Here is a 17,242-nt window from a genome sequence, read left to right on the forward strand (position 1 = left end):
TTTCATCCTCCGTTGCGTTGCGTCACGCCTAGCGCAGGGCATGCGGGCTTGTAAGAAACGGAAAAATATTTTCCATTGTATGGAAAGGTATACCGAATGGGCACTCAGACCACCGAAGGGGTTCAATCCGTCGCGCGTGCGCTTGGCCTGCTGAAGATCCTCAGCCGGCATGACGAGGGCGTGCGGGTCAGCGACATGGCGCGGGAATCGGGGCTGGCGGTGTCGACGACGCACCGGCTGCTGACGACGCTGGAGTTGCAGGGGTTTGCCCAGTTCGATCCGGAGCGGGCGTTGTGGCATGTCGGGCGCGAGGCGTTCGCCGTGGGCGCGGCGTTCGGGCGGCGGCACAATTTCGTGGCGCCCGCCCTGCCCTACCTGCGGCGGCTGCGGGACGTGACGCGGGAGACGGCGAACCTCGGCATTCTCGACAATGACGAGCTGGTGACGATCAGCCAGGTGGAAAGCCGCGAGATCATGCGGGCGATCTCGCCCCCCGGCGGGCGGGTGCCGACCTTCTGTTCGGGGATGGGCAAGGCGATCCTGGCGACGTGGGAGGATGAGGATATCGCGGCCTTTGCGGCGCGCACCGGGTTCCGGCCGCAGACGGGGCATTCGCATCGGGGGCTGGAGACGGCGATGGCGGATATCGGGCGGATCAGGGAGAGGGGCTTTGCGCTGGATGACGAGGAGCATGTGACCGGGCTGCGCTGTGTCGCGGCGGTGGTGTGGTCGCCGCAGGGCGAGGCGGCCTGTGCGATCTCGGTCTCGGGGCTGGCGGCACGGCTGCAGGACGACCGGATCGGGGCGATCGGCGAGACGGTGGCGCGGGCGGCGGCGGAACTGACGGAGAAGCTGGGCGGGGTGGCGGCGCCGGGGTGATCAGGCCGGGGTGATCAGGCGGGCGCCTTGGCGGAGGTGGCGCGGATGATGAGTTCCGGCGGCAGCGCGAGGCTTTGAGCCGGGGCGTCGCCGGTGATCATAGCCGTGATGGTTTCGGCCGCGCGGGCGCCGATGGCGCGGGCCGGGATGCGGACGGTGGTCAGCGCCGGTTCGAAATCCTGCGAGCCGTGGAAATCGCCGATGCCGGTGACGGTGACGTCGCCGGGCACGGAGATGCCCAGCCGGGCGAGCGCGTGCAGCGCTCCCCAGGCCAGCACGTCGTTGCCGCAGACGATGGCGGTGGGGCGGCGGGGCGCGGCCATCAGTTCGGCCACGGCCTGCTTGGCGTCGGCGACGCTGTAGGGGGTTTCGCGCTGCAGGAGGTCGGGGTCGCCGCCATGGGCGCGCAGGCCATCGGTGAGGCCCTGAAGCCGCTGGGCGGCGCGGTCGTTGCCGTGGAGCGGCGGGAAGACGGCGGCGATATGACGGTGGCCGAGGGAAGCGACATGGGTGCCGACCAGGTGGCCGGCGCGGTAATTGTCGGAGCCGACGCAGGGCAGCGGCGCATCCTCGGCGTAGTTCCACAGAAGCAGGGCGGGCGTGTTCTGTTGCGCCAGAAGCTCGTAGGTGTCGGTGGCGTGGTCGAGGCCGATGAGCGCGATGCCGTCGACCCGGTGTTCGAGCATCTTGCGGGTGAGCGCGTATTCGCGGTCGAGGCTGTAGCCGTGCGAGGCGAGCAGGATGGTGAAGCCCGTCTCCTCGACCGCGTCGGAGAAGCTCTGGATCAGTTCGGCGAAGATCGCCTGGTCGATGGTGGGCACGATCAGGCCGATCGTGCCGCTGCGGATGCCGTGGATCGTCTGGGCCGCGCGGTTGCGGATATAACCCAGCCGACGCACCGCGCGGTCGATGCGTTTGCGAGTCGAGGGCTTGACCAGATCGGGGTGATTGAAAGAGCGCGAGACGGTCGAGGGGGAGACGCGGGCGGCCTTTGCAACGGCGAGGATATCGGCCTTTTTATCATTCATTTGCAATGGTTGCCCCGTGTATTGACGCCCGGTTATGAAAACATTTGCATTACTATTTTCATCTCTTACCGTGGAGCGTCAACCACAATGCGTTTTGGGAGGAGGGCTGCGTGGAGTTCCTGGCGTACATGGGTGACGTGTTCACGCCGATCAATTTCGGCCTGCTGCTGATCGGGACGATCGGCGGGCTGATCCTTGGCGCAACGCCGGGCCTGTCGCCGACCATGGCGGTGGCGCTGCTCATTCCGTTCACCTTCCGGCTGGATGCGACGCAGGGGCTGGTTCTGCTGGGGGCGGCCTATACCTCGACCGTGGCGGGCGGGGCGGTGAGTGCGATATTGCTGAAGATACCGGGCGCGCCGGCGAATATCGCCACCACGCTGGACGGGCACACCATGGCCAAGAAAGGCGAAGGGGCGCGGGCGTTGCAGCTTTCCTTCGTGGCCTCGGCCGTGGGCGGGGTGTTCGGGGTGCTGCTGCTGATCTTCCTGACGCCGGTGCTGGCGAAATGGGCGCTGGCCTTCGGGCCGTCGCACCTGTTCTGGCTGGCGATCCTGGGGGTGACGGTGATCGGGTCGCTCGATTCCAGTTCGGTGGTGAAAGGGCTGCTGGCGGGGTGCATCGGGCTGTGGCTGTCGACCATCGGCTTCGACGACATCATGGGCGCCCAGCGCTTCATCTTTCATTCCAGCGTGTCGGGGGGGATCAACGTGATCCCGGCGCTGATCGGGCTGTTCGCCATTCCGCAGGTGATCTCGATGTTCCTGAAGGGCCGGCGCGAGCGCGAGGCGGAGGTGCTGAGCGTGCGGCGGCACCCGATCATGGAGGCCATCCGCGAGGTGTTCCGCCGGTCGCGGGCGCTGACGATCGGGACGCTGACGGGCTCGTTCATCGGGCTGATCCCCGGCGTGGGCGGGCAGATCGCGGGGCTGGTGGCCTATGACCAGTCGCGCCGGATGAGCCCGGAGAGCCGCAAGTTCGGCACCGGGCACAGCGAGGGGGTGATTGCCGCCGAGAGCGCCAACAACGCCATGGTGGGCCCGTCGCTGGTGCCGCTTTTGACGCTGTCGATCCCCGGCTCGCCCACGGCGGCGGTGCTGCTGGGGGGCTTGCTGATCCACGGGATTTTCCCCGGCAGCGACCTGTTCGAGAACTACCCGGAGGTGGCGTGGACCTTCATCAACTCGATGCTGGTGGGGCAGATCCTGATGTGCGTCTTCGGGCTTCTGGTGGCCGGGCTGGCGGCACGGGTGGCGCAGGTGCCGAACGCGGTGATGGCGGCGGTGGTGCTGGGGCTGGCGGTGTTCGGCAGCTATTCGGTGCAGAACTCGATGGGCGATGTCTACGTGATGATGGCGCTGGGGACCGGCATGTTCTTTCTCGAACGGTTCGGCCTGTCGGCGGCGCCGCTGGTGTTGGGGCTGATCCTGGGGCCGATTGCGGAGGCGAATTTCATTCAAGGCAAGATGATCGCCAACGCGACGTCGAGCACCGGGGCCTATTTCTTCACCGGATTGCTGAACCTGACGCTTATCGGGCTGGTGGTGGCCTCGGTCGCCTACTCGGTCTGGATGGAGCTTCGGCAGCGGCGCTACACCACCAAGGAAGATGCCATCGTGAGAGGGGAGACCCTGCCATGAGCGACCTGCCCCGCACCCAGCATATCGTGGCCAGCGGCCTGATCGCCGCGGTGGGGATCGGCGTGGCCTATATCAGCTACACGTCCGAGCCGGCGCGGGCCTTCCTGTTTCCGCGGATCATCTCTACCGCCTTCGTTGTGCTGGCGCTGTGGACCTTCGGCAAGGCCGTGCTGGGCAAGACCAAGGTGGGGATCGGCCTGTCGGCGGAGGCGTTGCGGAACATCCTGCCGGGGCTTGTCGTGGCGCTGGTCTATGTCTTCTGGGCGGCGCAGGCGCTGGGCTTCTATACCGCGTCGGGCATCGCCTTTTTCATGCTTCTTTCGCTTTACGACCCGGCGCCGCATGACGCGGTGCGGACATGGGTCAAGCGCATCATTGTCACCGCGGGTTTCGTCGCGGTGATGTACGGTCTCTTCGCGTTGCTGCTCAACGTCTACACACCGCGGGAGATATTCCTCTGAACCGCAACAGCGGCAGAGATCACATCCAAGGGAGGAAACCCCATGAAGACCCTTATCGCAGCCGCGTCCATCGCCTTGATGGGCCTGACCGGGGCCGCAGCCGCGGACTCGGCCGAGAACTACCCCGAACGCCCGCTGATGCTGATGGTCAGCTATGGCGCGGGCGGCGCCACCGACTTTCAGGCGCGGATCGTCACGATGACGGCGGGCAACGAGGATGCGCTTGGCATGCCTATTGCCATCGTCAACAAGCCCGGCGCGGGCGGCCGTGTCGGCTGGAACTGGATGGCCACGCAGGCGGAGGCCGACGGCTATACGCTGGGCGCCTACAACATCCCGCATTTCATCGCCCAGTCAATCGAGGGCGGGGTGGAGTACAGCGCCGACAGTTTCGAGCCGATCGCCAACTGGGGGGCCGACCCGGCGGTGTTCGTGGTGGGCGCGGACAGCGAGTTCAACTCGATGGAGGATGTCATCGCCTACGCCAAGGAAAACCCCGGCGGGCTGACCTTCTCGGGCGCGGGGCTTTACGTGGGGCACCATATCGCCGCGCTGCAGCTTGAGAAGGCGGCCGGGGTGAAGCTGGCCTATATTCCCAACAACGCGGGCGGCGCCGGTGCCATGAAGGCGGTGATCGCGGGCGAGGTTCTGGGCGGGGTCAACAACCTGTCGGATGCCTACCGCGCGAAGGAGGCGGGGAACGTGAAGATCCTCGGTGTCTTCGACAACGAGCGGAGCGACTTTCTGCCCGACGTGCCGACGATGCAGGAGCAGGGGTACGACATCGACAATACCAGCGTGAACTTTCGCGGGGTGATGGTGCCCAAGGGGACGCCGCAGCCGATCATCGACAAGCTGGCCGAGGTGGTGCCGACGATGTTCGAGAACGACCGCGTGGCCGGCAAGATGAAGGCCGGCGGCTCGCCCATGCACGTGATGACCCGCGACGAGGTGATCGAGATGTGGAAGGCCCGGGAAGCGACGCTGAAGGAGCTTCTGGCCGGTCTTTGACGCAAGGATTGGGGCGTGCGGACGGTCCGCGCGCCCCGTTTAACGGAAAGGTTTCGAGATGAACGCGATTGACCCGATCCCCGAGCTCGATGCCGTGATCGCCAGTGCAAGGGCCGCGCAGGCCCGTTACGAGGCGGAGGGCAGCCAGGAGCGGTATGACCGGGCGGCACAGGCCGTGGGCTGGGCGATCATGGAGCCCGGGCGCAACCGGGAGCTGGCCGAGCTGGCGGTGAAGACGACGGGGCTTGGCAACGTGGCCGACAAGATCGTCAAGAACCATCGCAAGACGCTTGGCCTATTGCGGGATATCAAGGGAGTCACGACCTACGGGGTGATCAGCGACGATGCGGCGACGGGGCTGACCGAGATTGCCCGGCCGATGGGGCTGATCGGGGCGATCGTGCCCTCGACGAACCCTGGAGCGACGCCCGCCAACAACATCATCAACGCGCTCAAATGCGGCAATGCCATCGTGGTGGCGCCCTCGCCCAAGGGGGTGGCGAGTTGCGAGCGGCTGTTGGAGTTCATTCACGCCGAGTTTGCCAAGATCGGCGAGGACCCGGAGCTTGTGCAGATGGTGCCGGCGCCGGGGTCGAAGGAGAAAACCCAGCGGCTGATGGAGAGCTGCGACCTGATCGTGGCGACGGGGAGCCAGAACAACGTGCACCGCGCGCAGACCGCCGGCACGCCGGCCGTGGCGGTGGGCACCGGCAATGTCACCGTGATCGTGGACGAGACCGCCGACCTGGCGGCGGCGGCCGAGAAGATCCGGGCGTCGAAGACCTTTGACAATGCCACGTCGTGTTCGTCGGAGAATGCCGTGGTGGTGGTGGATGCCGTGCGGGATGCGTTCCTGGAGGAGATGGCGCGCGCGGGGGGCGCCGTGGTCGAGGACGAGGCGGCGGTTGTGGCCGCGCTCTTCCCCGACGGGCACCTGAACCGGATGGTCGTGGCACAGGATGACGACCGGATGATCGAGGCGCTGGGGCTGACGGGCAAGGTGCCGGAGGGGACGGAGTACGTGGCCGTGCCGACGAAAGGGATCGGGCCGGGCCATCCGCTGTCGGAGGAGAAGCTGAGCCGGGTGCTGGCGCTTTACGGGGCGAAGGATTTCGAGGAGGCGGTGGAGATCACCAGCCGGATCCAGAGGCACCAGGGGGCGGGCCATTCCGTGGGGCTGCATACCGGCGATGACGCGCGGCCGATGGTGCTGGCGCGGGCGGTGCCGACCAGCCGGGTGATCGTCAACCAGGCGCATACCTTTGCCACCGGCGGGTCGTTCACCAACGGGATGAAATTCTCGCTGTCGATGGGCTGTGGCGCGTGGGGCGGGAATTCGGTGAACGACAACGTTCACTGGAAGCATTTCCTGCAGACGACGCGGATCGTGCGGGAGATCCCGCCGGATGAGCCGAGCCTCGAGGAGATCTTCGGCGATTACTGGAAAGCCGCCGGGGCATGACGCTGGACCGCGCAACGCCGCCATCGGACACGGTGGGCGCGTGGCTCGACCGGCGGGCCGAGGGGGGCGGCACGGCGATCGTGTTTCCCGAGGACGGCACGTCGCTGGGCTGGGCGGAGTTGCGCGAGGACGCGCTGGCGTTCGCGCGGCGGGTGACGGGGCTGGGCGTGGCGAAAGGCGAGAGCGTGGCCATCGTGGCGCCGAACAGCCGCGAGGGGATCACCGCGTTTTACGGGGCGCTTGCGGGCGGGTTCCGGGCGACGATGATCAACCTGGCCGCCGGGCGGGATGCCATCGCCTATGCGCTGGAGCATTCCGAGGCGCGGTTCGCCTTCGTCCATCCCGCCTGTCGGGATCAGTTCGACGCGGCGAACGATGCCGGGGTGGAGGTGATCGGCGCGTGGGGCGACGGGGACGGCCCGCTGCACGAGGTGGCGCCGGGGGATCATGCGCTGCTGATGTATACGTCGGGCACGACGGGGCGGCCGAAGGGGGTGCTGCACAGCCATGCGAGCCTGCTGGCCGGGGGGTGGACCACGGCGGTGGCCCATGACCTGACGGCGGAGGACCGGGGGTTCTGCGTGCTGCCGGTCTATCACATCAACGGGTTGTGCGTGACCGTGATGAGCGCGCTGGTCTCGGGCGGGTCGCTGGCGATGGTGGGGCGGTTCTCGGCCTCGCGGTTCTGGGCGCAGGCGGGGGATGGCGGGGTGACGTGGTTCTCGGCGGTGCCGACGATCATATCGCACCTGCTGCATGGCGAGGGGGGGCCGGACGAGGCGTGCCGTGGGCGGCTGCGCTTCGGGCGCTCGGCCTCGTCCGCCCTGGCGGTGGAGACGCAGGCGGCGTTCGAGAGCCGGTTCTCTGTGCCGATCATCGAGACGATGGGGCTGACGGAGACGGCGGCGCAGATATTGTCGAACCCCCTGCCCCCCGGCACGCGCAAGATCGGGTCCTCGGGCATCGCCTATGGCTGCGAGGTGGCGATACAGGACGAGGCGGGAGAGGCCGTTGGGGCGGAGGCCGAGGGCGAGATCGTGGTGCGGGGGCCGAACGTGATGCTGGGGTATTTGAAGAACCCGGAGGCCACGGGGGAGAGTTTCCGGGGCGACTGGTTCCGGACGGGGGATCTGGCGCGGATGGATGGCGAGGGGTATGTCTTCGTCACCGGGCGGTTGAAGGAGTTGATCATCAAGGGGGGCGAGAACATCGCCCCGCGCGAGGTGGATGAGGCGCTTTATGCGCATCCCGACGTCGTGGAGGCGGCGGCCTTTGCACGGCGTTGTGCGAAGTATGGCGAGACGGTGGAGGCGGCGGTTGCGGTGCGGGAGGGCTCCAGCCTCGGGGCGGAGGAATTGCTGGAGCTGTGCCGTCGGAAGCTGGGGGCGTTCAAGACGCCGGATGCGATACACTTCCTCGACGAGCTGCCCAAGGGCCCGTCGGGGAAGATCCAGCGGCTGAAGCTGGCAGATATTCTCGGGGTTTAATCGGCAGGCAGGCGGGGCATGACGCAGGCGGCGTCGGCCTGGCCGGGGTGGTGGGGTGTGCCGGCGTCCCAGGGCAGGAAGACCATGGCGTCGGAGATGCCGAGGTCTTCGAGCTGCCAGGGCGTGCCGCCGCGGAATTCGAGGTGGCCGCGGCCGATGATGCCGATGACGAGCGGCGCGTCATCCTGGGCGGCGCGGGCGGCGATGCGGCAGGCGAAGGCGCGGTCCCATGTCTGCTGGGCGCGGACGAACCGGTCGAAGGCGGGGTCTTCGGGGGACTGGGCCTGACGGTCGGGGCGGGCGCCGCCGGTGACCTCGAACAGGTAGCGGCGGTAATCGGGCGAGGCGTCGCGGGCGGGGGTGAGGCCTTCGCGGGCCTCCTCGGCGATCTCGTCCCAGCCGAGCTTGCCCACTTCGCTGACCAGCCCGCGGCGGCAGTTGAGGCCGATCATCTCGGTCCCGGTGTCGCGACAGAAGCGGAAGATCGGCAGGTATAGCTCGGGCGGGAAGTTCCAGACCTCGCCCCATTCGGCGCGGTCGAGGAAGGTTGTTTCGTCGAGGTCGCCTGCCACCCATTCGGCCAGCACCGGGTCGAGCCGGGCCGGGAACATCTCGAAGCCCAGCACGAGCGGGCGGCCATGGGCCAGCAGCGCCGCCGAGACGTGCATCTGCCAGCGGTGGATATCGGCGCGGTCATGGGTTTCGCCAAGCAGGACCGCCGGGGCGCGGGCGGCCCGCGCGATCAGGTCGGGATAGGCCAGCGGCGTGCCGGTGCCGGGTTCGAACCAGTCGCCCGCCTTCATGCCGGGGTTACCCGCAGACCGGTGGGCGCGCCATTCGTGTCGAGGGCGCGGTGGCCGTCGGCATCGGTTTTCCAGCCCGCGACGCTGCCGCCGGCGAGGTGGAGGTGGAAGCCCTTGGTCATCACGTTGATATATCCGCCCATCGGCACGATCTTCTCGATCGTACCCTGCCAGTTTTGGGTGAGGCCGGAAAGCTCGGCGGTGATGGTGACGGGCCGGGCGCTTTCCTGCAGCTGTTCGAGGAGGGCGAGGCCGGGGTCGGTCGGGTCGATCTCGGCCGGGTCGGCGGTGTCGCGAGGCGCGGGCGGCTCGGTGGGCAGCGGGGTGCGGGGGAGGCCGGCGAGGGCCGTTTCCATCGGGGCAGCGCCTTCGAGGCCGGTGACGGAGAAGATGCGCTCGTCCGCGGCGTCGAGGAATTCGAGCCGGGGGTAGAGCTTGTCGCGCATGACGGTGCTGATGTCGAGCACGACCGAGGCGAAGGCATCGGCGGGCAGGTCGGCGGACTGTTCGGGGCCAGTGATGTGGATGCGGCCGTTCCCGGTGGTGACGCTGTCGACCGTGCCGAGCCGTTCATGCATGAAATTGTCGGGGCGGAGGGCGAGCATCACCCTGTCCATCTTCGGCAGGCGTTGCAGGATGGCGGCGGGGTCGGCCCCGTCGAGGCGCCAGCGGCCCATGGTGGTTTCGACGGTGTCTTGCGCGGCTTCGGTCATGCGGTGTTCCTTTGTTGGGTTTCATCCTGTTGCGGCAGGCCGATCTGCCAGATCGAATAGGGGGCGAGCGGGAACGGATCCCGGTGCGAGACGCAGAGGATCGCGGTGTCGGGAAGCGAGCGGTTGATGAGCGAGAGGATCTCGGCCTCGGCGGTGGCGTCGAGGCTGCTGGTGGCCTCGTCGAGGGCGACCCAGGCGGGGCGGAGGAGCAGGACGCGGGCCAGCGCGAGGCGCTGGCGCTCGCCCATCGAGAGCCCTTCGAGGGCGGCGGGGCCGTCATCGTCGAGCGACGGAAGGCGGTGTTCGAGGCCAAGCTGGGACAGCACGTGGCGGATGCGTTCCGGTGGGAAATCGGCCGGGTCGTCGGGGTAACAGGCGGCGGCGGCGAGCCCCTCGCCGAAGAGGTGCGGCTTCTGCGGCAGGTAGAGGATGCGGTTCGCGGGGCGGTCGATCCGCCCCTCGCCATAGGGCCAGACGCCCGAGATGGCCGCGAGCAGCGTGCTTTTCCCCTGCCCCGAGGCGCCGGCGATCCAGACGCGTTCGCCGGGGTGGATGGTGCGGTCGGGCACGGGGAAGAGCGCCCTGCCCTGCGGCGTGACCAGGCGCAGGCCGCGGACATGCAGCGCGTCGTCGGAGGCGGTGGTGCGGATGATGTCGCGGGCCGCGCCGGGCATCGGCGGCGGCTGGTCGGCACTGGCGAAAAGGTCGTCGAGCCGTTCGGCGACGGCGGCGAACGCGGCCAGGTCGCGGTAGGAGAAGATGAACCAGCTGAGCGTCTGCGTCACGCGGCCGAAGGCGCCGGAGAGCTGCATCAGCCCGCCCAGCGTGACCGCGCCGGCGAAATAGGCGGGCAGCGCGAAGAAGAGCGGGATGCGCAGGATCGACTGGTAATAGGGGCGGGTGAAGAGGCCGAGGATGAACTCCCGACCGATGAGGCGATACCAGTTGTGGCGGATGCCGTCGAAGCGCTGAGCGAGGCGGCGACGCTCGGCCGGCTCGCCGGCGGACTGGGCGACCTCGCCCGCGTTGTCGCGCAGTTGCACGAGGGCGTAGCGGAAATCGGCCTCGCGCCGTTCCTGCCGGAAGACGAGGGATTTCAGCGGGCGGCCCATCAGGTGGGTGAAGACGCTGGAGACCGCCACGTAGAGGAAGGCCAGCCAGACGAGGTAATGGGGAATGGCGAGCTCGCGCCCGAAGATGGGTAGGCGGAGCACGAAGTCGGACAGGTTCCAGAGGATCACCACGTAGGAGACGAGCGCCACGATGCGGCCGATCAGGTCGAGCGTTTCCTGCAGCAGAAGCTCGATATAGAGGCGGCAATCCTGGGCGATCCGCTGGTCGGGGTTGTCGACGGATTTGGGCGAGAGGCCGGGGCGCAGGTGCCAGTAGGCATGCCCGTTCGTCCAGGCATCGAGGGCGCGGTCGGTGAGCCGAGCGCGCCAGCGCAGGAGGAGGCGCTTGCGGATATAGTCGCCCAGCAGGAAGATCATGGACGACAGCAGGACGATGCCGCCGAAGACCCAGAGCTCGCGGATCGCGGCGGCGGCGTCGACGTTTTCCAGCGCGTCGTAGAAGCGCTTGTACCAGGCGATCATCTGCACATCGACCCAGATGTCGGCGAATTGCAGGCCGAGCACCGAGCCGAACATGACGAGCCCGACCCAGGCCCCCGGCCCGGAGGCCGCGAGCCGGGTCAGGCGATTGATGCGCTGGAGAACGGCGCGCATCTAGAAGGTCTTGTCGAAGCTGACCATGAAGGTCCGCCCCGGCCCGGTCTGAAGCTCGATCGGGTTGCTTTTGGCCACGGCCGCGCTGGCCGTCACCCCGTAGGTGGCGGCGTTGGGCACGAAGTAGCGCGTGTCGAAGACGTTCTGCACGCCGAACTTGATGAAGCCGTTATCGACAACCTCCCACTTGGCGTAGAGGTCGAGAAGCGCGTAGCCATCCGGTTTGAAATCGGTCGGGTTTTCGGTTTCCTGCACGTCCGCGGCGAAGGTGGCCACGCCTTCGAGGGTGAGGTTGCGCGCCGGGATCTCGTGGGTGAGCGCCACGGTCGCGGTGAGCGGTGGCAGGGTGTGCGGGGTCTCGAGCGCCGTGGGCGTGAGTTTCTGCCGGCCCTTTTGCCACGCGGCGGAGAAGTCCATTCCGGTTCGGTCGGTGAAGTGCCACGCGCCCGAGGCCTCGATCCCCCAGATATCGACCTTGGAGATGTTACGGTAGGTGTAGTCGCTGGTGCCCGGCGGGTTGTAGAAATCCTGGATGAAGTCATCGTACTGCGCATAGAAGCCGTTGATGGCGACGAAGCCGCGGGGTTTCTCAAAGCGCAGGCCGAGCTCGTAGCTTTTGACCTCTTCGGGGCGCAGGTTGGGCGCCGGGATCAGGTTGAAGAAGGCGCCCGGCAGCGAGGTGTAGAGCTGTTGCGCGGTGGGCATCTTGAAGCCCTCGCCGTACTTGCCCCAGACCGACCAGGTGTCGTCGAACCGGTAGATCGCGCCGAGGCTGGCGAGCAGGCGTTCCTGTTCGCGGGTGCGCGGCTCCTTGCCCGGCACCGGCTGGTAGTTGGCATCGGGGCGCGGGTCGATCTTGTAGGTGGCGAAGCGCAGGCCCGGCGTCAGCTCGAACGCGCCGCCCGCGAAGGTGATTCGGTCCTGCACGTAGATGTCGGCGCGGGTGGTGGTGGCGTTGGCGAAGTTGAAGCCGCCGGCGCGCGTGTCGGTGACGGCGCCGGTGGTCAGGTTGGTCTCGATATCGCGCCGCTGGTAGTCGGTGCGGGCGATGTCGCCGTCGAAGCCCACGATCAACTCGTGCTCGGTCTGGCCCAGCATGAAGTCGAAGGTGGCCTGGACGTCGAGCTCGTAGAAATCCTCGGAGTAGCCGAGGTAATCCCGGGTGACGATGCTGTCGCCCGAGGCCGAGGTCGAGGCCTCGGTGCCGGTGCGGGAATAGCCGTTGGGCGTGTAGGCGAAGGTGGTGCGCAGTTCGCGCAGGGTGTCGCCGGGGGTGAAGCTGTGCTCGACCGCGTAGCGCTCGCGGTAGAGGTCGAGGAAGCGGTCTTTCTGGTTGATGACCTCGCCAGTGGGCAGCCCGGTGATGGTGGAGAGGACCGGGCCCAGCGACGAGAGCTGCTGCACGGCGGTTTCGCGGCCGGTGATGTCGGCGCTGAATTCGAAGCGGTGGTTATCGCCGGGGGTCCAGACCAGCTTGGCCAGCGTGCGATTGGCATCGGTGCTCATCGGGTCGAAGGTGCCGCAGGGGACGGCGCCGGAGGCGATGCTGCGCGGGCAGCCGTAGATGCCGCCATCGTCGCGGGCGTTGGTGAGCCTCGGCTCGTTGGCGGTGGCGCGCTTGAGGCCGACGAGGATCGAGAGGTCGTCGGTGAAGCGCTGGCCGAAGGTGAGCGAGACGTCGGTGGCGTTGTCGAAGCTGTCGAAGCCGCCCTTGATGTTGAGCCCCCGGTCGCGGCCCTGAAGCAGGTCTTCGGGGTCGAGCGTTTCGAGTGCCACGAGCCCGCCCAGCGCGTCGGCGCCCCAGAGCACCGAGGCCGGGCCGCGGACGATCTCGACCTGCTTGGTGAAGCTGAAGTCGAGGTAGTCGCGGGTGCCGTCGATGATGCGTTCGGGGACGCGCGAGCCGTCGACCTGCATGGCGACGCGGTTGCCGCCGACACCGCGGATGGTGAAGCCGCCGAAGGTGCTGAACGGGTCGGTGCCGGAAGTCTGGCGCGGGGCGGTGACGCCGGGCACGGTGCGGACCAGCTCCTCCATGTCGGTGATGTGGCGGTCGTCGATCTCGTCGGCGTCGATGACGGTGACGTTGGCGGGCACGTCGAGCACCTGCCCCCCTGCCCTGTCGGTGTTCAGCGTGATGGTGCCGAGTTCGATATGGCCGTCCTGCGCGGAGACCAGCGAGGCGGGGCATACGCCCAGCAGGAGGCACGCCGTCAGGCGCACCGCGACATTCAATGGTTTGGACATGATCCATCCCCCAAGTGCGTTTCTCGTTCGATAGCGGGCGCACGAAGGGGCTGGCTTGAATTATTGGTATCGCCTTTACTTAACCTGATTAATTAAGTCAACTTAATCCGGCGCGGGTCGAACCGGGAAAGGCAAAGACCCTGCCGCAAGGCGTGAAACCTGGGCAGGGCCTTGATGTGGTGCCTGTTTTTCGGCCGGTTCAGGGATCAGGCGCCGAAGCGTGGTTCGGGCACGCCGGTCACGCCGAGGCCGCGGAGCGCGAAGAGGCTGCCGCGCTGGACGTCGTCGCCGGGGAAGCGCGGCAGGGGCGGCTTGGCCATCGAGGTGACGTAGAGGATGTCGAGGTTCGGCCCGCCGAACTGGACGCTGGTGACCTTCTTGACCGGCATCTCGATCTCGCGGTCGAGCGTGCCGTCGGGGGCATAGCGGCAGAGGCGGCCGTCATAGACCAGCGCCATCCAGTAGAAGCCTTCGGAATCCACCGTCGCCCCGTCGGCGGCGCCGCCGTTCGAAGTGTCGACCGTGGCGAAGGTGCGGCGGTTCGAGATGGCGCCGGTGTCGATGTCGTAATCGTAGGCCCAGACCTCGCCCGTCCAGGTGTCGGTGAAGTAGAAGGTCTTGTCGTCGGGGCTGAAGCAGGGGCCGTTCGAGCAGATGATGCCGTCGTCGAGCTTGTGCACGCTCATGTCGGGGTCGACCCGGTAGAGCGCGCCGTTGGCGCCCTCTTCCATCGTGTCCATCGAGCCCGCGAAGAACCGGCCGCGCCGGTCGCACTTGCCGTCGTTGATGCGGTTCTGGTCCTTGCCCTCCTCGGGGTCTTCCAGCAACTCGCAGTCGCCGGTCGCGAAGTCGAGCAGCCAGAAGCCCTTGTCGAGCGACACGATCGCCCCCTCGCCATCCTTGCGGAGCGCCATCGAGCCGATCTTGCCGGGCACGTCCCAGGCGCGGATCTCGGTGCCGTCGGCGGTGCAGCGGAAGACCCGGCCATCCATCGAGTCGATGAAGTAGAGGCGCTGCTGGTCCACGTCCCAGACGGGGCCTTCGCCGAGGGTCGTCTTCACGTCGAGCAGTATGTCGATCTGCATGGTCTTTCCTCCCTGTTCCAGACCTGTTCAGAAATTCACCCGGTCGCCGCCCTTGAGCGCCAGCATCTCGCGCGCCTCGTCGGGGGTGGCGACCTTGAGGCCGAGCCCCTCGACAAGGCGGCGGGCCTTTTCGACCTGCTGGGCGTTCGATTCCGCCAGCTTGCCGCGTTCGATCCAGATGCTGTCCTCGAGCCCGACGCGGATGTTGCCGCCCATCGAGACGGCCTGGGTGGCGATGCGGAACTGGTCCTTGCCGGCGCCGAGGACGGACCAGCGGAAATCGTCGCCGAACAGCCGGTCGGCGGTGCGTTTCATGTGCATCACGTCCTCGGGGTGGGTGCCGATACCGCCGAGCAGGCCGAAGACGGATTGCACGAAGAAGGGCGGTTTCACCAGCCCGCGATCGGCGAAATGGGCGAGGTTGTAGAGATGCGAGATGTCGTAGCATTCGAACTCGAACCGTGTGCCGTTGCCGTAGCAGGTTTCGAGCACGTACTCGATATCCTGGAAGGAGTTGCGGAAGACGAGGTCGCGGGAGTTCTCGAGATGCTCGCGCTCCCATTCGTGCCGGAACTCCTTGTACTTGGCCAGGAGCGGGAAGAAGCCGAAATTCATCGAGCCCATGTTGAGCGAGGCGACCTCGGGCTGCCAGTGGGCGGCGGGGGCGGCGCGTTCGTCGACCTTCATGTAGGGCGAGCCGCCGGTGGTGATGTTCACCACGGCGCCGGTGGCCTGCTTGATCCGCGGCAGGAAGCCGGCGAAGGCCTCGACCGATTGGTCGGGCTTGCCGGTTTCGGGGTCGCGGGCGTGCAGGTGGAGGATGGCGGCCCCGGCCTCGGCCGCGCCGATGGCGGCCTCGGCGATCTCGTCCGGGGTGATCGGCAGGTGCGGGGTCATGGTGGGGGTGTGAATGGCGCCGGTGACGGCGCACGAGATGATGACCTTGTCGGGGGACGGCATGTTCAGTCTCCTATGTCCTTTGCGGCGCTGGCCTTGTGGGCGGCGAGCGCCATCAGTCGCCTGTCGCGCCACGCCTGCCGGCGGGCGAGCGAATCTTCCGGCAGGGCCGCGCGGCGGTCTGCCTCGATCTTGTCTAGCACTTCCCCGGCCCAGTCCACCCCCGGCTGGCCGGCCATGTCGGTGTAGATGCCGGCGTAGCGGGCGACGTAGTCGCGGATGCCGCCGGGGGCGTTGAGGTCGATGGTCTCGAACGGGCCGATGAAGGACCAGCGCAGGGCCAGCCCCTCGCGCAGGCCGATATCGACATCCTCGGCGCTGGCGTAGCCCGCCTCGACCAGCCGGAACGCTTCGTGCAGGAGGGCGCCCTGCAGGCGGTTCATGACGAAGCCGTCCACCTCGCGCTGCATGACGATGGGGCGCATGCCGGCGGCGCGGAGCATGGTGGCGGTGCGCTCCATCAGGGCCGGATCGGTCCAGGGGGCCGGGACCAGTTCGGCCGCGGGGACGAGGTAGGCGGGGTTGATCGGGTGGTTGACCATGCAGCGGTACCGCCCCTCGAGCCCCTCGGAGATGGCCGAGGGCAGCAGGGCCGAGGAGGAGGAGGCGAGCACGGTGTCGGGCGCGGCAATGGCGTCGAGCCGGGCGAAGATCTCGCGCTTGACGTCGATCCGTTCGAAGGTGCTTTCCTGCACGTGTTGGGCGCCGTCGAGCGCCTCTTCCAGCGTGGCGGCGGGGGTGATGCGGGCCAGCGCGTCGGTGGCGGTGCAATCGATGAGGCCCAGCCGCTCCAGCTCGGGCAGCATTTCGGCGGCGAAGGCGCGGGCGGCGGCGGGGGCGTCGGGGTTCTCGTCCCATAGGCGGACCTGATGGCCCGCGCGGGCGAAGACGATGGCCCAGGCGCGGCCGATGAGCCCTGCGCCGATACATGCGACGGGTGCGGTCATCCGAGTGTCTCCAGGTTGCCATCGACGGGGAAGGATTGCCCCGACAGGTTGCGCCCGGCGCCGGAAATCAGGAACGCCACGATATCGGCCACGTCGTCCGGCGGGGTCATGCGGCGCAGCGAGATGCGCGAGATGTATTCGGCCTTCATGTCCTCGTGGCTGACGCCTTTCTGGGTGGCGCGGTCGGCGATGACCTTTTCCATGCGCGGGCCTTCGATGATGCCGGGCAGGATGGCGTTGACGCGGATGTTGTCGGGGCCGAGTTCCTTGGCGAGGCTTTGGGTGAGGCCGATGACGCCCCACTTGGCCGAGGAATAGGGCGTGCGGAAGGCATAGCCGAAGCGCCCGGCAGAGGAGGACATGTTGACGATCGCCCCGCCGCCCGCCTGCTTGAGCAGGGGCACGCCGAAATGGGCGCAGAGGAACTGGCCGGTGAGGCAGATGTCGAGGCAGCGGCGCCAGTCGGCGGGGGTGATGTCCTCGACCCCGCCGGTTGGGCCTGCGATGCCGGCGTTGTTGACCAGCGCGTCGAGCCCGCCGAGCGTGTCGGCGGTCTGGCGGAAGAAGTCCTCCATCTGTGCCTCGTCGGAGACGTCGGCGGGGATGGCCAGCTCTGCATCCAGTTCCGCCTTGGCACGGTCCAGCGCGGCGGGGTCGACATCGCAGATGGCGAGGCGCGCGCCCTGCGCCTTGAGTTGCCGGGCGATGCTGAGGCCGATGCCCGCCGCGCCGGCAGTGACGACGATGCGCTGGCCGGATATGCCGGGAAGGGTCATGGTGTCGGTTTGTGGCAAG

At 67.8% G+C, this 17,242-nt stretch carries 15 protein-coding genes; 6 read left to right on the forward strand and 9 right to left on the reverse strand.

Annotation, left to right across the window (positions count from 1 at the left end):
• The first annotated feature begins 96 nt into the window (after window positions 1–96).
• Window positions 97–879 (forward strand): IclR family transcriptional regulator, encoded by a 783-nt coding sequence (locus RLN94_RS09860; protein ID WP_350132556.1) that lies wholly within the window; start codon window positions 97–99, stop codon window positions 877–879.
• 14 nt (window positions 880–893) lie between these two features.
• Here the strand turns inward: RLN94_RS09860 and RLN94_RS09865 are convergent, their stop codons facing one another.
• Window positions 894–1,907 (reverse strand): LacI family DNA-binding transcriptional regulator, encoded by a 1,014-nt coding sequence (locus tag RLN94_RS09865; protein ID WP_350132559.1) that lies wholly within the window; start codon window positions 1,905–1,907, stop codon window positions 894–896.
• A gap of 128 nt (window positions 1,908–2,035) precedes the next feature.
• On the opposite strand from RLN94_RS09865, the gene RLN94_RS09870 reads away from it, so the two are divergent.
• From RLN94_RS09870 to RLN94_RS09890, 5 genes are read left to right on the forward strand one after another with little or no spacing between them, the layout of a single operon-like run.
• Window positions 2,036–3,547, forward strand: coding sequence for a tripartite tricarboxylate transporter permease (locus RLN94_RS09870; protein ID WP_502949391.1), 1,512 nt, complete (start codon window positions 2,036–2,038; stop codon window positions 3,545–3,547).
• On the forward strand, window positions 3,544–4,008 hold the full coding sequence (locus RLN94_RS09875) for a tripartite tricarboxylate transporter TctB family protein (RefSeq protein WP_350132564.1): 465 nt from the start codon (window positions 3,544–3,546) through the stop codon (window positions 4,006–4,008). Before RLN94_RS09870 ends, RLN94_RS09875 begins: the two co-directional genes overlap by 4 nt.
• 42 nt (window positions 4,009–4,050) lie before the next feature.
• Entirely contained in the window at window positions 4,051–5,019 is a 969-nt protein-coding gene (locus tag RLN94_RS09880; RefSeq protein WP_350131382.1) for a tripartite tricarboxylate transporter substrate binding protein, read from the forward strand.
• 58 nt (window positions 5,020–5,077) lie between these two features.
• Window positions 5,078–6,481 carry an acylating sulfoacetaldehyde dehydrogenase gene (gene sauS, locus RLN94_RS09885; RefSeq protein ID WP_350131380.1) on the forward strand — a complete coding sequence of 468 codons (1,404 nt, stop codon included), beginning with the start codon at window positions 5,078–5,080 and terminating at the stop codon, window positions 6,479–6,481.
• Window positions 6,478–7,968 carry an AMP-binding protein gene (locus RLN94_RS09890; protein ID WP_350131378.1) on the forward strand — a complete coding sequence of 497 codons (1,491 nt, stop codon included), beginning with the start codon at window positions 6,478–6,480 and terminating at the stop codon, window positions 7,966–7,968. Before sauS ends, RLN94_RS09890 begins: the two co-directional genes overlap by 4 nt.
• Here the strand turns inward: RLN94_RS09890 and RLN94_RS09895 are convergent.
• The 8 genes from RLN94_RS09895 to RLN94_RS09930 all read right to left on the reverse strand — a co-directional run bounded on the left by RLN94_RS09895 (window position 7,965) and on the right by RLN94_RS09930 (window position 17,241).
• Window positions 7,965–8,771 (reverse strand): ChaN family lipoprotein, encoded by an 807-nt coding sequence (locus tag RLN94_RS09895; protein ID WP_350131376.1) that lies wholly within the window; start codon window positions 8,769–8,771, stop codon window positions 7,965–7,967. The genes RLN94_RS09890 and RLN94_RS09895 overlap by 4 nt on opposite strands.
• Window positions 8,768–9,484 (reverse strand): ChuX/HutX family heme-like substrate-binding protein, encoded by a 717-nt coding sequence (locus RLN94_RS09900; protein ID WP_350131374.1) that lies wholly within the window; start codon window positions 9,482–9,484, stop codon window positions 8,768–8,770. Before RLN94_RS09900 ends, RLN94_RS09895 begins: the two co-directional genes overlap by 4 nt.
• Window positions 9,481–11,211 carry an ABC transporter ATP-binding protein/permease gene (locus RLN94_RS09905; protein ID WP_350131372.1) on the reverse strand — a complete coding sequence of 577 codons (1,731 nt, stop codon included), beginning with the start codon at window positions 11,209–11,211 and terminating at the stop codon, window positions 9,481–9,483. The genes RLN94_RS09900 and RLN94_RS09905 overlap by 4 nt, the downstream gene beginning before the upstream one ends.
• Window positions 11,212–13,458 carry a TonB-dependent hemoglobin/transferrin/lactoferrin family receptor gene (locus tag RLN94_RS09910; protein WP_350131370.1) on the reverse strand — a complete coding sequence of 749 codons (2,247 nt, stop codon included), beginning with the start codon at window positions 13,456–13,458 and terminating at the stop codon, window positions 11,212–11,214. It lies immediately after the preceding gene.
• Between the two features lie 206 nt (window positions 13,459–13,664).
• Window positions 13,665–14,543 carry an SMP-30/gluconolactonase/LRE family protein gene (locus RLN94_RS09915; protein WP_350131368.1) on the reverse strand — a complete coding sequence of 293 codons (879 nt, stop codon included), beginning with the start codon at window positions 14,541–14,543 and terminating at the stop codon, window positions 13,665–13,667.
• 27 nt (window positions 14,544–14,570) lie between these two features.
• Window positions 14,571–15,503: a 3,5-dioxohexanoate:acetyl-CoA acetone transferase gene (kce, locus tag RLN94_RS09920; RefSeq protein WP_350131366.1), complete on the reverse strand. Its 933-nt coding sequence runs from the start codon at window positions 15,501–15,503 to the stop codon at window positions 14,571–14,573.
• A 2-nt stretch (window positions 15,504–15,505) separates the two neighbouring features.
• Complete coding sequence (locus RLN94_RS09925) at window positions 15,506–16,447, reverse strand: 3-hydroxyacyl-CoA dehydrogenase (RefSeq protein WP_350131364.1); 942 nt, start codon at window positions 16,445–16,447, stop codon at window positions 15,506–15,508.
• Window positions 16,444–17,241, reverse strand: a complete 798-nt coding sequence (locus RLN94_RS09930; RefSeq protein ID WP_350131362.1) for an SDR family oxidoreductase — start codon at window positions 17,239–17,241, stop codon at window positions 16,444–16,446. The genes RLN94_RS09925 and RLN94_RS09930 overlap by 4 nt, the downstream gene beginning before the upstream one ends.
• Window position 17,242: the final 1 nt, after the last annotated feature.

It is taken from the genome of Roseovarius sp. (assembly GCF_040223625.1).
GTDB lineage: Bacteria > Pseudomonadota > Alphaproteobacteria > Rhodobacterales > Rhodobacteraceae > Roseovarius.

What these genes read in the sequence shown, in the direction of transcription:
- RLN94_RS09860 (WP_350132556.1), top strand. Translation starts at nt 97, where the DNA reads ATGGGCACTCAGACCACCGAAGGGGTTCAATCCGTCGCGCGTGCGCTT.
- RLN94_RS09865 (WP_350132559.1), bottom strand. Translation starts at nt 1,907, where the DNA reads ATGAATGATAAAAAGGCCGATATCCTCGCCGTTGCAAAGGCCGCCCGC.
- RLN94_RS09870 (WP_502949391.1), top strand. Translation starts at nt 2,036, where the DNA reads ATGGGTGACGTGTTCACGCCGATCAATTTCGGCCTGCTGCTGATCGGG.
- RLN94_RS09875 (WP_350132564.1), top strand. Translation starts at nt 3,544, where the DNA reads ATGAGCGACCTGCCCCGCACCCAGCATATCGTGGCCAGCGGCCTGATC.
- RLN94_RS09880 (WP_350131382.1), top strand. Translation starts at nt 4,051, where the DNA reads ATGAAGACCCTTATCGCAGCCGCGTCCATCGCCTTGATGGGCCTGACC.
- sauS (WP_350131380.1), top strand. Translation starts at nt 5,078, where the DNA reads ATGAACGCGATTGACCCGATCCCCGAGCTCGATGCCGTGATCGCCAGT.
- RLN94_RS09890 (WP_350131378.1), top strand. Translation starts at nt 6,478, where the DNA reads ATGACGCTGGACCGCGCAACGCCGCCATCGGACACGGTGGGCGCGTGG.
- RLN94_RS09895 (WP_350131376.1), bottom strand. Translation starts at nt 8,771, where the DNA reads ATGAAGGCGGGCGACTGGTTCGAACCCGGCACCGGCACGCCGCTGGCC.
- RLN94_RS09900 (WP_350131374.1), bottom strand. Translation starts at nt 9,484, where the DNA reads ATGACCGAAGCCGCGCAAGACACCGTCGAAACCACCATGGGCCGCTGG.
- RLN94_RS09905 (WP_350131372.1), bottom strand. Translation starts at nt 11,211, where the DNA reads ATGCGCGCCGTTCTCCAGCGCATCAATCGCCTGACCCGGCTCGCGGCC.
- RLN94_RS09910 (WP_350131370.1), bottom strand. Translation starts at nt 13,458, where the DNA reads ATGTCCAAACCATTGAATGTCGCGGTGCGCCTGACGGCGTGCCTCCTG.
- RLN94_RS09915 (WP_350131368.1), bottom strand. Translation starts at nt 14,543, where the DNA reads ATGCAGATCGACATACTGCTCGACGTGAAGACGACCCTCGGCGAAGGC.
- kce (WP_350131366.1), bottom strand. Translation starts at nt 15,503, where the DNA reads ATGCCGTCCCCCGACAAGGTCATCATCTCGTGCGCCGTCACCGGCGCC.
- RLN94_RS09925 (WP_350131364.1), bottom strand. Translation starts at nt 16,447, where the DNA reads ATGACCGCACCCGTCGCATGTATCGGCGCAGGGCTCATCGGCCGCGCC.